Origin of the sequence: Dickeya zeae NCPPB 2538, from assembly GCF_000406165.1 — a bacterium.
GTDB classification, from domain to species: Bacteria; Pseudomonadota; Gammaproteobacteria; order Enterobacterales; family Enterobacteriaceae; genus Dickeya; species Dickeya zeae.
This window is the reverse complement of the sequence record NZ_CM001977.1, coordinates 2,322,492-2,336,395: the sequence shown is the minus strand read 5'-3', so window position 1 is coordinate 2,336,395 and position 13,904 is coordinate 2,322,492. Positions and strand designations below refer to the sequence as shown.

General features: G+C 52.8%; 12 protein-coding genes and 1 tRNA gene. 8 read left to right on the top strand and 5 right to left on the bottom strand.

The features are described 5' to 3' along the window. Positions 1–20: 20 nt before the first annotated feature. Positions 21–110: transfer RNA gene (locus DZE2538_RS10195), tRNA-Ser, on the bottom strand. Positions 111–380: 270 nt separating this feature from the next. Here DZE2538_RS10195 and DZE2538_RS10190 point away from each other — a divergent pair. Both DZE2538_RS10190 and DZE2538_RS10185 read left to right on the top strand, forming a co-directional pair. Continuing rightward, positions 381–1,118, top strand: coding sequence for a phosphatase (locus DZE2538_RS10190; protein ID WP_038916259.1), 738 nt, complete (start codon positions 381–383; stop codon positions 1,116–1,118). 46 nt (positions 1,119–1,164) lie between these two features. Then, positions 1,165–1,743, top strand: a complete 579-nt coding sequence (locus DZE2538_RS10185; protein ID WP_038916258.1) for a TorD/DmsD family molecular chaperone — start codon at positions 1,165–1,167, stop codon at positions 1,741–1,743. Between the two features lie 69 nt (positions 1,744–1,812). Here the strand turns inward: DZE2538_RS10185 and DZE2538_RS10180 are convergent, their stop codons facing one another. The 3 genes from DZE2538_RS10180 to mdtH all read right to left on the bottom strand — a co-directional run bounded on the left by DZE2538_RS10180 (position 1,813) and on the right by mdtH (position 4,537). Continuing rightward, the gene (locus tag DZE2538_RS10180; RefSeq protein ID WP_016941208.1) at positions 1,813–2,376 is read right to left on the bottom strand and encodes a lipoprotein; all 564 of its coding nucleotides are present in this window, start codon (positions 2,374–2,376) and stop codon (positions 1,813–1,815) included. 126 nt (positions 2,377–2,502) lie between these two features. Next, positions 2,503–3,150 carry a glutaredoxin 2 gene (grxB, locus tag DZE2538_RS10175; RefSeq protein ID WP_038916257.1) on the bottom strand — a complete coding sequence of 216 codons (648 nt, stop codon included), beginning with the start codon at positions 3,148–3,150 and terminating at the stop codon, positions 2,503–2,505. A gap of 181 nt (positions 3,151–3,331) precedes the next feature. Next, a complete protein-coding gene (gene mdtH, locus DZE2538_RS10170) occupies positions 3,332–4,537 on the bottom strand; it encodes a multidrug efflux MFS transporter MdtH (RefSeq protein ID WP_019844995.1) in 1,206 nt (401 codons plus the stop codon). Positions 4,538–4,849: 312 nt separating this feature from the next. On the opposite strand from mdtH, the gene rimJ reads away from it, so the two are divergent. From rimJ to DZE2538_RS10145, 5 genes are all read left to right on the top strand, one after another. Next, positions 4,850–5,434: a ribosomal protein S5-alanine N-acetyltransferase gene (gene rimJ / locus DZE2538_RS10165; protein WP_013317780.1), complete on the top strand. Its 585-nt coding sequence runs from the start codon at positions 4,850–4,852 to the stop codon at positions 5,432–5,434. A gap of 36 nt (positions 5,435–5,470) precedes the next feature. Beyond that, entirely contained in the window at positions 5,471–6,133 is a 663-nt protein-coding gene (locus tag DZE2538_RS10160; protein ID WP_038916256.1) for a YceH family protein, read from the top strand. A gap of 34 nt (positions 6,134–6,167) precedes the next feature. Beyond that, entirely contained in the window at positions 6,168–7,091 is a 924-nt protein-coding gene (locus DZE2538_RS10155; RefSeq protein WP_038916255.1) for a Gfo/Idh/MocA family protein, read from the top strand. 198 nt (positions 7,092–7,289) lie between these two features. Next, the gene (gene murJ / locus DZE2538_RS10150) at positions 7,290–8,825 is read left to right on the top strand and encodes a murein biosynthesis integral membrane protein MurJ (RefSeq protein WP_019844998.1); all 1,536 of its coding nucleotides are present in this window, start codon (positions 7,290–7,292) and stop codon (positions 8,823–8,825) included. A 365-nt stretch (positions 8,826–9,190) separates the two neighbouring features. After that, on the top strand, positions 9,191–10,780 hold the full coding sequence (locus DZE2538_RS10145; RefSeq protein WP_038916254.1) for a methyl-accepting chemotaxis protein: 1,590 nt from the start codon (positions 9,191–9,193) through the stop codon (positions 10,778–10,780). Between the two features lie 74 nt (positions 10,781–10,854). Here DZE2538_RS10145 and argS read toward each other — a convergent pair whose 3' ends face one another. After that, on the bottom strand, positions 10,855–12,585 hold the full coding sequence (gene argS, locus DZE2538_RS10140) for an arginine--tRNA ligase (protein WP_019845000.1): 1,731 nt from the start codon (positions 12,583–12,585) through the stop codon (positions 10,855–10,857). Between the two features lie 703 nt (positions 12,586–13,288). On the opposite strand from argS, the gene DZE2538_RS10135 reads away from it, so the two are divergent. Next, entirely contained in the window at positions 13,289–13,861 is a 573-nt protein-coding gene (locus tag DZE2538_RS10135; RefSeq protein WP_038914027.1) for a VOC family protein, read from the top strand. The last annotated feature ends 43 nt before the right edge of the window (positions 13,862–13,904 follow it).

Sequence of the window (13,904 nt, the reverse complement as noted above, 5' to 3'; positions counted from 1 at the left end):
GTGTGTGTTTGTTTTTAATCTGGCGGTGAGGGAGGGATTCGAACCCTCGATACGTTTTCACGTATACACACTTTCCAGGCGTGCTCCTTCAGCCACTCGGACACCTCACCGGATCATCGCCAGCAGCGGCAACGGGGCGCTACTCTAGGGAAAATCCGCAGCAGCGTCAACACACTTCTTTCATAAAAGCGTGCGTTTAGCCAAACTTAGCGCAATTTGCTGCTTTAGTCGCCATTTCTGTCTGTCAGCTCTCCGCCACGATGGGGGAAAATCGTGCATGTTTCATTTCTGTTAATTTGTCGTTATCCCATCATTGCCTCGGCTGTGCCAGTGCGGGATAAATGGTATGCTTGCTTATCAATGCCGAGTCAGGAGAAACCATGTACCCCGTCGATTTACACATGCACACCGTCGCCAGCACCCACGCTTACAGCACCCTGCATGACTACGTGGCAGAAGCCAAAACCAAACAGATCCGCCTGTTCGCCATTACCGATCACGGCCCGGATATGGCGGATGCACCGCATCACTGGCATTTCATCAATATGCGTGTATGGCCGCGAATGGTGGAGGGGGTCGGTATCCTGCGTGGTATTGAGGCGAATATTAAGAATCTGGCAGGCGACATCGACTGCACCGGGCCGATGCTGGAGTGTATGGACGTGATTATCGCTGGTTTTCATGAGCCGGTGTTTCCCCCCTCAAACCGTGATATCCACACCGAAGCGATGATTGCCGCGATGGCTCAAGGATCAGTCCATATCATTAGTCATCCCGGCAACCCAAAATTCCCGATTGATATTCAGGCGGTTGCTCAGGCGGCCGCGAAATATAATGTGGCGCTGGAATTGAATAATTCCTCGTTTACCCATTCCCGCAAAGGCAGTGAGGCGAATTGCCGGGCAGTAGCCGAAGCGGTGCGCGACGCGGGTGGTTATCTGGCGTTGGGATCCGATTCTCATATCGCCTGGTCGCTGGGTGAGTTTCCACACTGTGAGCGTATTATGCGAGACGTTGATTTTCCACAGGATCGCGTGTTGAATGTCAGCCCGCGCCGGGTGCTGGATTTTCTGGAGCTGCGCGGGAGACCGGCCATTCCGGAGTTTGCCGATCTGTGACGTTGTCACTGAATCGCGCAGTCATATCTTTTTACAGGTTGATGAGATGAATGAATTTTCCGTGGTGTGCCGTATTCTCGGCACGCTGTTTAAACGCTCGCCACAGGATCCGCTGCTGGCACCGTTGTTTACCCTGATTGAGCAGGGCAAGCTGGCACAACAATGGCCGCTAGAGCAGGATGCGTTGATGGCGCGCTGGCAGCGCAGTATCGATTTATCGGCGATGAGTGCGGATTACGAGGCCTTGTTCGGCGCAGAACCCTCGGTGTCGCCATGGCGTTCCAGTTGGGAGCCGGACGCACCGCAAGCTGAAGTTCGGGCGTTTTTACAACAGCGCGGTATGCCATTAGGCGAAGGGCCGATCGATCACTTTGGCGCATTGCTGCTGGCCGCCTCCTGGCTGGAAGATCAGGCGCAGGAAGATGAAACGGCCGCGCAGTCAGCGTTTTTCGATAACTATCTGTTGCCGTGGAGCGATCGCTTTCTGGGCAAGGTGGAAAGCCATGCCACGACGGCGTTTTATCGTACGCTGGCGATTATTTGCCGTGAAGCGCTGGACGTGATGCGTGACGAGCTGGCGGAAGCAGAAGGCGACGAAACGGATGATGAGTCGTCTGAAGAATGAAAAACGGGTGGCACATGCCACCCGCTTTCTTGCTTGTAGAAAACCCCAGCCAGGCTGGGTGTTCCCCATTTAATCGGTCAACATGATAACCAGTTGACCGGGTTTTACCTCGATACCTTTAGCTAATTTTTTCGCCAGTGCCTCTTTGTTACTGTGCTCTGGATTCAGCACATAGGCGGGCTTCTGGTCAAAATAGCTCTTCAACGATTGGTTCAGGTAGGGTGTCAGCGTTTGCATCACCGTTTGTAATTTCTCTGGCTGAACGCTGTAATCCACCAGCTCCATATCTTTCAGGTAGATGGCACCTTCATCCTTGTTGAATACTGGCTGAGCTTTGAGCGTCAGCTTCATATCTGCCTGCTGTTTTCCCAGCAGGGAACTGATATCCACTTTCGCGTTGCCGCTCAGCGTGACTTTGCCGGGTTCCGTGCGACCAATCTGGCTGGCCAGGTCAGTCAGCGTAATGTGTGCGTCCACCACACCGGGAACACCCAGCTGCTTCTGGTAGTCATTATGCTGTTGCAAATACTGATTGATTTCCTGCTCGCTCAGGCTGTATTGCGCCAACTGGTTGCAACCGCTGATGAGTAACGTCCCCAACAGCGCCAGAGCGGCCAGTCCCGATTTTCTCATTGTTATAACCTCTTGTTTTTCGTAATGGACCCCGCCGTGCGAGGCCTGTCGGCAGGGTGCGTTATTCCGCTGATATCGCCAATCGGAATATACCTAAACGCCGCCGTCGGGCGGCGGCGACAGGGGTTATTGTGCCTGTTCGATCAGCAGATCGATGTTGGCAAGCTGAGACATCGTATCGCAGTAGGTGGCGACAGCCGCCGGGACATTGACGTCAGCAACGATAGTCAGCGAACGCAGCAAGGGGAACAGGTTGATATCATCCAGTGACAGTGTGCCATTGCAAGCCTGTGATGAGACAATTAACGGGGCCAGGGCCTGCAGATCACTTTCCAGCTGTTTTGTCAGGATATCAGTCTGGCTAAAGTGGGTCGCGAAGCTGCCGATTTGTCCCTCTTTTTTGTTGATGAAGTAATGACGACCGGCTTCTGTCGCGAATTCCTCAAAATCAGCCTGGGAGAAACGGGGAATCAGCAGACGCGGTGCGTAGTCGTACACGCCACGAATCCAGGCATCAATCGCCGGATTAGTAGTACCGGTCAATACCGGTTTACCGTCCAGCTCATCAACGTATTTCACGATGTCCAGACTTTCCGGCATATAGCTGCCGTCCTCTTTTTGCAGAATCGGCACCATTTTCTGACCGACCATCGAAATCGGCGTGGTTTCGTCATCGTTAGATAACACGCACAGTTCCACCGGTAACTGCTTCAGACCGAAAATCATGCGTGCCTTCACGCAGAAAGGACAATGTTCATAAATAAACAGTTTCATACCGGAACTCCTTGGGTTGAGCAGCATCGCATTGGACGCAACTGTGATGATGGTGTCGAAGGGGATTATCTATTGTCAGCGTCGGCTCGTCCATGCGCAATGTGTGCGGCAACAGCTGGAAATTGAAGACAAAAAACGGGGCGATGTGACGCCCCGTTTGGGATGTTAAACCAACCTGCGATCAATGCTCGCTCAGCATAGCCGGTTCGATACGTCTTAAGTGGAACTGCCAGTAGAGGGCCGCCAGAGTCAGCATGCCGATGATACCCAGCATGCACCAGGGTAAGGCTGGCTGGCCGAGCGCTTTTCCGGTATCAAACAACCAGCCGCCGCCGCTGTAACCCAGCGCGCCGCCCAGTGCCAGCCCCATACGGCTAAACCCCATATAGCTGCCGCGGGCACGGGCATCAGCCAATGATGCCCCCAGCGTTTCCCGCGCCGGTTCCGCGATGATAGAGCCAATGTAAAACAGGGCGATTAAGCCCAGCAGCCATTGCAGGCTGGTGACCATCCCCATCGGGATCAGGCTCAGGGTCATGATGAACAGCCCGAACATCAGCCGTTGTTCCAGTCGAAAGCGTTTTTCGCTCCAGCGGGCGACGGGGTAAAGCAGCGTCAGCGACAGCGCGGCTTCGATTGCGTACATCCATTTTACCGCAGACGGCGAACCGGCCAGTTCGTTGACCATGATCGGCATCATCAACAGTACCTGCACGCCTAACATGAAATAGCCGGTCAGCGTCAGTACATAGACCACAAAACGCCGGTCGCGCATGACCCGCATCATGCCTTCGCGGATTGGGGTGCGGGTGGTTGAAATACGATAGGCGGGTAATAGCAACGCGTTCAGCAAAGCTACCAATACAAATACGCTTGCGCCGACCCAGCACACCACGGAAAAGTTGTATTGCATCAGCCAACTGCCGATCAGCGCGCCAATCACCGCACCAGCGTTATCCTGCATCATTAACAAGGAGAAGAAGCGACTGCGTTCATGGGGGCGCGTCAGCTTAATCACCATGGCGTTACGGGGTGGTTCGAACAGCGTCCCGCCCAGTGCGGAGAGCACACAGGAGAGCATCAACATCAACGGAGTCGTCGCCAGCGCCATGAACGCAAAGCCAGAGGCACGCAACAGCATGCCGGTGACGATCATCGGTTTGGCACCGAAACGATCGGCGATCGCGCCGCCGAAAATACCGAGTCCCTGTTGGGTGAACTGACGCAGGCCGAGCGCAATCCCGACGGTGAGCGCAGCCCAGCCAAGTTGATCGACAAAACGGATGGAAATGAGCGGGAACACTACGAAGAAACCTAGTATCACCAGCATGTTATCCAGCAACAGAAAATATTTACCCAGGCTGCGAGCCTGTGCCATCAACGACATGTTTCACCACGAGGCAGAAAGAGAGGAAGGTAAAAGATAACCATTCCATTCTCTCGCCGATTGCGTGATGGCGATAGGGGATCCTGCTAATAAATTTTTTTATCGTTCAACTGTTATCTGACGAACAATTTAAGAAAAAAAGTCATGACGGCGTATCGATTGTGCAATAACTCAGCGGTCATGATTTTACGCTATGGAATTTATGTGGTTATAGTAAGCGCTATTAGTTGTTTATCCTGTGACGACGTTCATTGGCGTTGATCACATTAATAAAAGTTATTCATCGATAATCCGTCACCTGAGGGGGAAGGCATGTTTGGCTATCGCTCAACGACACCCAGAGTCCGTCTGACTACGGATCGGCTGGTGGTCCGTCTGGCGCACGAACGCGATGCCTGGCGTCTGGCTGAGTATTACGCGGAAAACCGTGATTTTTTGAAACCCTGGGAGCCGGTGCGCGATGCCAGCCATTGTTATCCTTCCGGTTGGCAGGCGCGGCTAAGCGTGATTTGCGATATGCACAAACAGGGTAGCGCCTACTACTTTCTGCTGCTGGACCCGGATGAAAACGAGGTGCGTGGTGTTGCGAACTTCAGCAATGTGCTGCGCGGCTCTTTTCACGCCTGCTACCTCGGCTATTCGCTGGGCCAAAAGTGGCAGGGACAAGGCATGATGTATGAGGCGCTGCAATCTGCGCTGCGCTACATGCAACGCCAGCAACATATGCACCGTATTATGGCTAACTACATGCCGCACAATCAGCGTAGCGGTAACCTGTTGGCGCGTCTGGGGTTCGAAAAGGAAGGTTACGCCAAGAACTACCTGTTGATTGATGGTAAATGGCAGGATCACGTGCTGACTGCCCTGACTAATAATGAATGGACGCCGATGCGTTAAGCGCGCGGAGCTACGGATATTAATGAGGATGAACCCATGAAATACCAACTGACGCCCCGCGAAGCGCGGATTATTGGCTGCCTGCTGGAAAAACAGGTGACCACCCCGGAACAGTATCCGATGTCCCTCAATGGACTGACCGCCGCCTGTAATCAGAAAACCAACCGGGAACCGGTCATGGATCTGAGCGAAAGCGAGGTCCAACAAACGCTGGATTTGCTGGTTAAACGGCATTTTCTTCGTACCGTCAGCGGTTTTGGCAACCGGGTGATGAAATATGAACACCGTTTCTGTAACTCCGAATTTGGTGATCTGAAGTTTTCAAGTGCTGAAGTGGCATTGGTCACGACCTTGTTGTTACGGGGCGCTCAGACGCCGGGTGAGCTGCGTACCCGTGCGGCTCGTCTGCACGAGTTTGCCGATATGGACGAGGTGGAGAACGTATTACATCATCTGCAACAGCGGGAAGACGGGCCGTTTGTCGTGCGGCTGGCGCGGGAGCCAGGTAAACGTGAAAGCCGGTTTATGCATCTGTTTAGCGGCGAGGTTGATGACGCGGTGTCGTCTTCTGAGTCGGACGACGTGTCGGCATCGTCCGCATCGGTAGATGGCACATTGGCCACACGGGTGTGCGCGCTGGAAAATGAGGTGGCTGAACTGCGTGCGCAACTGGCTGCGTTACAGGCACGCCTTGCCTGATACCACTCAATAAGCGGGAAGGCGGGAGAACAGCATGACACTTTTGCGTATTGGTGTGGTGGGGTTAGGGGATATCGCCCGTAAAGCCTATTTACCGATTTTGTCTCAGGCTACCGATTGGCAACTGACAGGGGCCTGGTCGCCGGGTCAGGCGCGCGCCCGACAGGTATGCCAACAGTACCGCATAACCTGCTTTTCCTCTCTGGCTGAGTTGGGCCGCCAGTGTGACGCGGTATTTGTGCATAGCAGTACCGCCAGCCACTACGAGGTGGTTAAAACCCTACTGCTAGCAGGTAAACACGTTTATGTGGATAAACCGCTGGCAGAAACGCTGGCGCAGGCGGAAGAGTTGGTCGCGTTGGCTGCCAGCCGTCATCTGCTGCTGATGGTAGGCTTCAATCGTCGCTTTGCGCCGCTCTACCAACGGCTGAGACAGGTGCAGGCGTTGCCGGATAGCCTGCGCATGGAAAAACATCGTGTTGATAATGTCGGTCCGCAGCCGCTGGCATTTACCTTGCTGGATGACTATTTGCATGTGGTGGATACCGCACTGTGGCTGGCACACACATCGGATACGGCCGCCACGCTGTGCGCTGGCCGGATACGGTGTAACCCGCAAGGGCAGATGGTGTACGCCGAACATCAGTTCCAGACCGCGCATACCCTGATCACCACCAGCATGCATCGCCAGGCGGGTAGCCAGCGGGAAAGCGTTCAGTTGATCAATGACGGCGGCTGGTATCAGGTGGATAACCTGCGGGGATGGCGTGAAGAGCGTGAGGGGGTTGTGGTACTTCGTCCCGCGCCTTCCTGGCAGAGCACGCTGGAGCAACGTGGCTTTACCGGCGCTGTCCGACATTTTATTGAAGCGGTGGTTTCACAGACGCCGCCGTTGACCTCAGGCGATCAGGCGTTGTATGCACAGCGGTTGATCGACTCGCTGCTGAGAGAATGCTGAAAAAAGCAGCGACCATAGGGTGTCCATGTGGCTATTGGCGGTACAATCGACTAGGCTGTGTGCCGCGATAGCCGCACCTGACCGTCAGCATTGTGGCTGTCGGCATGACGTATCGCGGGCGGTTTGACCGTCGTGGACATGGCGGCTGAGCCGGTTTTGCCCTGCCATCTCTCTCTTTCCCATAGTCAGAACAACTGAATGAATCTATTGAAATCATTGGCTGCGGTCAGTTCCATGACCATGCTTTCCCGTGTGTTGGGCTTTGTGCGTGATGCCATTGTCGCCCGCGTGTTTGGTGCCGGTATGGCGACCGACGCCTTTTTTGTGGCGTTCAAACTGCCTAATCTGTTGCGACGTATTTTTGCCGAAGGCGCGTTTTCTCAGGCGTTTGTGCCGATTCTGGCGGAGTACAAGAGCCAGCAAGGCGAAGAGGCAACCCGTACCTTTCTGGCGTATGTTGCCGGTATGCTGACGCTGATCCTGGCGCTGGTCACGGTCGCTGGGATGATTGCCGCGCCCTGGGTCATCATGGTGACGGCACCGGGGTTTGCCTCCACGCCGGAGCGTTTCGAGCTGACATCGGCACTGTTGCGGGTGACCTTTCCTTATATTCTGCTGATTTCACTAACGTCGATGGTCGGGTCGGTTCTCAATACCTGGAACCGTTTTTCCGTGCCAGCGTTTGCACCGACCTTATTGAACGTCAGCATGATCGGTTTTGCATTGCTGGGTGTGCGTTGGTTTGATCCACCGGTAATGGCATTAGGCTGGGCGGTGGTGGTCGGCGGGGTACTGCAACTGGGCTATCAACTGCCGCACCTGAAAAAAATCGGCATGCTGGTATTGCCGCGTATCAAGTTTCGCGATCCTAGTGTCAGCCGGGTAATGAAGCTGATGGCACCCGCTATTCTTGGCGTCTCAGTCAGCCAGATCTCCCTGATCATCAATACTATTTTTGCCTCATTCCTGAGTCAGGGCGCGGTTTCCTGGATGTATTACGCCGACCGGTTGATGGAGTTCCCATCCGGTGTACTGGGTGTGGCCCTGGGGACGATTTTGCTGCCCTCGCTGTCGAAAAGTGTCGCCAGTGGCGATCACCAGGAGTATTCCCGGTTGCTGGATTGGGGGCTGCGGCTTTGCTTTCTGCTGGCGTTGCCCGCCACCGTCGCGCTGGGGTTGCTGGCTAAGCCTCTGACCGTTGCGTTATTTCAGTACGGTAAATTCAGCGCCTTTGACGCCATGATGACCCAGCGGGCGCTGGTGGCTTACTCCATCGGGCTGATGGGCTTGATCCTGGTGAAAGTGCTGGTGCCCGGATTTTACGCACGGCAGGACATTAAAACGCCGGTAAAAATAGGTATCGCGACACTGGTGATGACCCAACTGATGAACCTGATGTTTATCGGCCCGCTGCAACACGCCGGGTTGTCGCTGTCGATTGGTCTGGCATCCTGCATCAATGCCGGGTTGCTATTCTGGCAATTGCGCCGTCAGCGTCTGTTTGCACCTCAGCCGGGTTGGACAATGTTTCTGGTTAAAATGGTCACGGCGGTTGTTGTGATGTCGCTGGTGCTGCTGGCGCTGAACCTGTGGATGCCTCCCTGGGCGCAAGGCAACATGACGGAGCGCCTGTTACGCCTGCTGCTGGTTGTGGTGGTGGGTGCTGGCAGCTACTTTGCTTCGCTGGCTGTATTGGGGTTCCGCCCGAAAGATTTTTCCCGCCGTAGTCTCTGATTTTTCTCTTTTTCTTGTCCGCTCTTGCGTTCTGCAGGTGGTCTGACCCGCCGCCTGCAGAGAATTCCTGCCTTTTAGGGTTCCATTTTTATTCTGGCGTTTCCTAAAAAAATAGCACATCAACTGACCTTTACTATTTTGTTTAGATTTTCTGATCAGTTAAGCCGAGAGCTTCACAAATAACCTATTCAGTAAAGATCAGGTTTTAAGCTATTTTTGTTGGGTGAATGTCTTTTATATTACTGTTTAATAAGTGAATTTGCTTTTTGTTGTAACGCTTTTCACTGATAATGAGTTGCCAGTGTATATATGGCTAATTCTTTAAATAAAAACACGATAACCTTTAGTAAACAAAGGAAGAAAAGATGACTATTTTTCAAAAGCTAGCGATAGCTATCATGATTTTCGTACTGGCGCTCATTGGGGTGGGTGGGTACGGCATTAAGGCACTCGGGGATTCGAAAGATCGGGTTGAGTTTGTGACGGGGAATGTCTTACCCAGCCTAACGTTATTGTCGACCTCAAACATCAATATACGGGAGGTGAGGGCAGCACTCGTTGCTCTGCCGCTAATTGAAGATCAGGCCCAACGCTCCGCTCAACTGAAATCGGCTATGGATAAGCTGGCGAGCGTGGATAAGTTCATGGCGGACTATAAGCAGAACTATATTGCTGATGATCGTGACGCGCAGATGACCAACAACATTATCCAACTGTTGGCATCCTATCGTCAGTCCATTGATACGCTTTATAAAGATGGCTCTATTCAGAAAATAGACACCGCAGCGGAAGGTGCTAAAAAGCAGACTGAGCAGGCACTGGTCAAATCTTTGCAGGAGCAGCGTGAATACAATCTGACACTGGCCAGCAATCAGGAGAAAGCGAATAAAGACAGCTATAACACGGCGCTGTATACCTTTATCGGGTTGATCATTGTTTCGGTCGCGGTAGCGGGCACGCTAGCGTTGATGATTCTGTTTTATGTCCGTCGTAGCCTCAACCACTTGCAGCATACTTTGCTGACGATTAGCGACAGTCTCGACCTGACATTGCAAGCAGATGATAGTCGTCACGATGAAATCGGTAAAACGGCACAGGCGCTTAATAGCCTGACCGAGCGTTTTGCGACTGTGCTGGCAGATGTGCGTACGGCCAGCGAGAGCGTGGCGACCGCATCTAACGAAATCGCCGCAGCGAATATCGATCTTTCTGCACGTACTGAAGAGCAGGCGGCATCACTGGCGCAAACCGCTGCCAGCATGCACGAAATTTCTTCTACTGTAGAAAGTAACGTCGAAAATGCCCGTCAGGCCAATAGTCTTGGTCAGCAAGCCGCAGATGCCGTTGCTCATGGTGACGACTCGGTGGAACGTATGATGCAGGCGATGAAGGCGATTGCTTCCGGTTCTGAAAAAGTCGCTGAGATTACCACGTTAATCGAAGGTATCGCCTTTCAGACGAACATTCTGGCGCTTAATGCCGCGGTGGAAGCGGCACGTGCCGGTGAGCATGGCCGGGGTTTCGCTGTGGTAGCCGGTGAGGTGCGCACATTGTCGCAGCGCTCTTCTTCAGCAGCCAGAGAAATCAAGACGCTCATCGATAATGCTATTGGGGCGGTGAAAAACGGGTCGCAGCAGGCTGATGATGTGCGCGATGCCATCAGCAATGTCAAAACCTTGATCACCAATGCATCATCGCTGGTAGGGGAGATGTCGCTAGCATCGGAAGAGCAAAGCCGTGGCATCAGCCAGATCAACGTGGCGATTAACCAGATGGAAGCCGTCACGCAGCAAAACGCCGCTATGGTGGAACAGGCATCATCAGCGGCAGAGTCACTCAACGATCAGGCGGCACGGTTGCGTCAATTGGTAGAGATCTTTCGGTTGAATGCAGGCGGGGAGCGTCAACAGTTTGGCGAGGTATCCGCACCCCGTCTGTCTGTTGGGATGAGGTAACGGTTAACGATAATCGAATCATTTACTGAGACTGGCCGACATCACGTAGTGGATGTCGGCCAGGGTTCGGATAATTACATCTTCTCAACGGTCTGGATGCCGAGCGTATCCAGGCCGGTTTTCAGCGTTTTCGCGGTCAGCTGTGCCAGTTTGAGACGGCTTTGGCGCGTGCTGTCGTTGTCAGCATTGAGAATCGGGCAGTTCTCGTAAAAACCGGAGAACAACCCAGCCAGATCGTAGAGATAAGCACACATCACATGCGGTGTACCGTCGCGGGCTACGGTCGTTACAGTCTCTTCGAATTGCAGCAAGCGGGTAGCCAGCGCCTGCTCATGTTCAGCCGTCAGGACGATAGGCTGCGTCAGACTGTTTTCTTCCACGCCAGCACGTTTGAAAATAGACGACACGCGGGTGTAGGCGTACTGCATATACGGCGCGGTGTTCCCTTCGAACGCCAGCATGTTATCCCAGTCGAAGATGTAATCAGTGGTGCGGTTTTTCGACAAATCAGCGTATTTGACCGCGCCGATGGAGACCACTTGCGCCAGCTGTTCCAGCTCGGTACGTTCCATTTCCGGATTTTTACCGGCAATCAGCGTCAGTGCTCGCTCGTAGGCTTCATCCAGCAGTTCGGATAATTTGATGGTACCGCCCGCACGGGTTTTAAACGGTTTACCGTCTTTACCCAACATCATGCCGAACATGTGGTGTTCCAGGCTGACGGATTCCGGCACGTAACCGGCTTTGCGTACGATGCTCCAGGCCTGCATCAGGTGCTGATGCTGGCGAGAATCGATGTAATACAGCACACGATTGGCACCCAGTTTTTCGTAGCGGTACTTCGCGCAGGCAATATCGGTGGTGGTGTAGAGGTAGCCGCCATCCTTTTTCTGGATGATGACGCCCATCGGTTCGCCTTCCTTGTTTTTGTATTCATCCAGATAGACGACGATGGCACCTTCACTTTCTTCTGCCAGCCCTTTGGCTTTCAGGTCCGCGACGATGTCAGGCAGCATGGCGTTATAGAGGCTTTCACCCATGACATTCTCTGGCGTCAATGACACATTCAGGCGGTCATAACTGCGCTGGTTCTGCACCATGGTGATGTCGACCAGTTTGCGCCACATTGAACGGCAGTACTCGTCGCCGCCTTGCAGTTTCACCACATAACCACGCGCCCGCTCAGCGAAGACTTCATCGTCGTCGTACTGCTTTTTCGCTTCGCGGTAGAAGGCTTCCAGGTCAGCCAGCTCCAGGTCTTGGGTACTGTCATTTTGGACATCTTCCAGATGCGCGATCAGCATGCCAAATTGTGTACCCCAGTCGCCGACATGGTTGGCACGGATAACATGATGGCCGAGAAACTCCAGTGTACGCACGGCTGCATCACCGATGATGGTGGAACGCAGGTTGCCGACGTGCATCTCTTTCGCCACGTTGGGAGCAGAATAGTCAACGACGATAGTTTGCGGCTCAACCGGTGAAACACCGAGTTTCGGTGCCGCTAGCGCGTGCTCCAGTTGGGCAGACAACCACTGGGAATCGAGGAAGATATTGATGAAACCGGGACCGGCAATTTCTGTCTTGGCTGCAATGCCATCCAATTGCAGCGTGTTAACGACTTTTTCGGCTAACTGGCGCGGTGGCATGCCTAATTTTTTGGCGGCAGCCATGATACCGTTTGCCTGATAATCACCAAATTGCGCTTTTGCTGACTGGCGAACCATTGCTTCGCTGTCAGCGGGCGCGCCCGCCGCAATCATTGCCTGATGGACTTTTTCTGAAAGAAGAGCCTGAATATTCACCGGTTTACCCTAAATGACGAATCAAGCCTTTCTTTATACCATATTTGGGGGGTGTAGTCAGCAGAGCTGCATAACAAGCGCCCCGGGCGGGGCGGCAATAAAAAATAAATACAGTGCCTGATAATGCGGCAAGATACTTGCTGTCATTATCGATAGTCAGAATTAAGGTAAAACACACGGCTTACCGACAAGCCGGAATAATGAAGGGAGGGAATTATAAAAAAAACTTAGCGCCGTCTGTGTCGACGATCCGTACTCAGGCGTGTGCTCTGTATCGTTTTGAAATGACGGAACAGAGAATAGCCAGCAATGACAACCAGCATAGAGAACGTTATTAGTAACATGATGAATGCCCTTCAGTCATTTAGTGGAGAGTGGGGAGTTTCGAAGTTATCTGCTTTTTGTTTATTTCTCAATGTTACAGAGAATATTTAAGAATACTCTCATCTGGTTTTTAAAATCATTTAAAATCAATGAATTGTAATTTATATTATATTTCTTTCATTTTGTTAATAGTGCCTGTTGGTATTATTGTTTGATTGAAATGAAGTTTGTCCAACATTGTCAATGATGACATGAAAAGACAAGAATAGGGGGCTAATGTCAGCATTGTTTGATACAAAAAGCATAAAAAAGATGGCGGTTATTCTGCCTATGTTAAATTATACTGAATAAACATTTTATTCAGGTTAATGAGGAAATAATGACCGCTCTGTTACCGTCGACGCTTCCCCCCTCCTTAATGAATGATCTTTCCCGCTTTACGACAGAACTCCAGCAACTCGCGCAACAGCTTGAGCTTGATCTGGCTGCGTTTGAAGCCGACCACATATCCCTGCGTTGTCATCAAAACAGTACCGCTGAGCACTGGCGTACCGCATTACTGGCTTGTGGTACCTTGTTATCGGAAAACGTGATTAATGGCCGAACAATTTGTCTGTTCACGCTGCACCAGCCATTAACCGTTGGGCCGTGGCAGATTGATTGCGTGGAGTTACCCTGGCCAGGCAATCGGCATTACCCGCATGAAGGGTGGGAGCATGTGGAATTGGTATTGCCCGGCGACCCGGCGACATTTCATCCCCGCGCACTGTCCTGTTTGTCGGATGCAGCCCTGACGGCACCCGGTATTAAATTGAAATTCAGTCACCCTCAAGGCGAGCATGAACGACTGCCCAACCCAACGCTGGCGGTAACCAATGGCCGCGTCACGTTAAAATTCCATCCCTATCGCATTCAGGACATCGTGGCCAGCGAACAGTCCACCAGCCAGTAGGTTAAGTCCCGTTAAGCGCCATACAACTCACCACGCCACATAT

What these genes read in the sequence shown, in the direction of transcription:
- DZE2538_RS10190 (WP_038916259.1), top strand. Translation starts at nt 381, where the DNA reads ATGTACCCCGTCGATTTACACATGCACACCGTCGCCAGCACCCACGCT.
- DZE2538_RS10185 (WP_038916258.1), top strand. Translation starts at nt 1,165, where the DNA reads ATGAATGAATTTTCCGTGGTGTGCCGTATTCTCGGCACGCTGTTTAAA.
- DZE2538_RS10180 (WP_016941208.1), bottom strand. Translation starts at nt 2,376, where the DNA reads ATGAGAAAATCGGGACTGGCCGCTCTGGCGCTGTTGGGGACGTTACTC.
- grxB (WP_038916257.1), bottom strand. Translation starts at nt 3,150, where the DNA reads ATGAAACTGTTTATTTATGAACATTGTCCTTTCTGCGTGAAGGCACGC.
- mdtH (WP_019844995.1), bottom strand. Translation starts at nt 4,537, where the DNA reads ATGTCGTTGATGGCACAGGCTCGCAGCCTGGGTAAATATTTTCTGTTG.
- rimJ (WP_013317780.1), top strand. Translation starts at nt 4,850, where the DNA reads ATGTTTGGCTATCGCTCAACGACACCCAGAGTCCGTCTGACTACGGAT.
- DZE2538_RS10160 (WP_038916256.1), top strand. Translation starts at nt 5,471, where the DNA reads ATGAAATACCAACTGACGCCCCGCGAAGCGCGGATTATTGGCTGCCTG.
- DZE2538_RS10155 (WP_038916255.1), top strand. Translation starts at nt 6,168, where the DNA reads ATGACACTTTTGCGTATTGGTGTGGTGGGGTTAGGGGATATCGCCCGT.
- murJ (WP_019844998.1), top strand. Translation starts at nt 7,290, where the DNA reads ATGAATCTATTGAAATCATTGGCTGCGGTCAGTTCCATGACCATGCTT.
- DZE2538_RS10145 (WP_038916254.1), top strand. Translation starts at nt 9,191, where the DNA reads ATGACTATTTTTCAAAAGCTAGCGATAGCTATCATGATTTTCGTACTG.
- DZE2538_RS10135 (WP_038914027.1), top strand. Translation starts at nt 13,289, where the DNA reads ATGACCGCTCTGTTACCGTCGACGCTTCCCCCCTCCTTAATGAATGAT.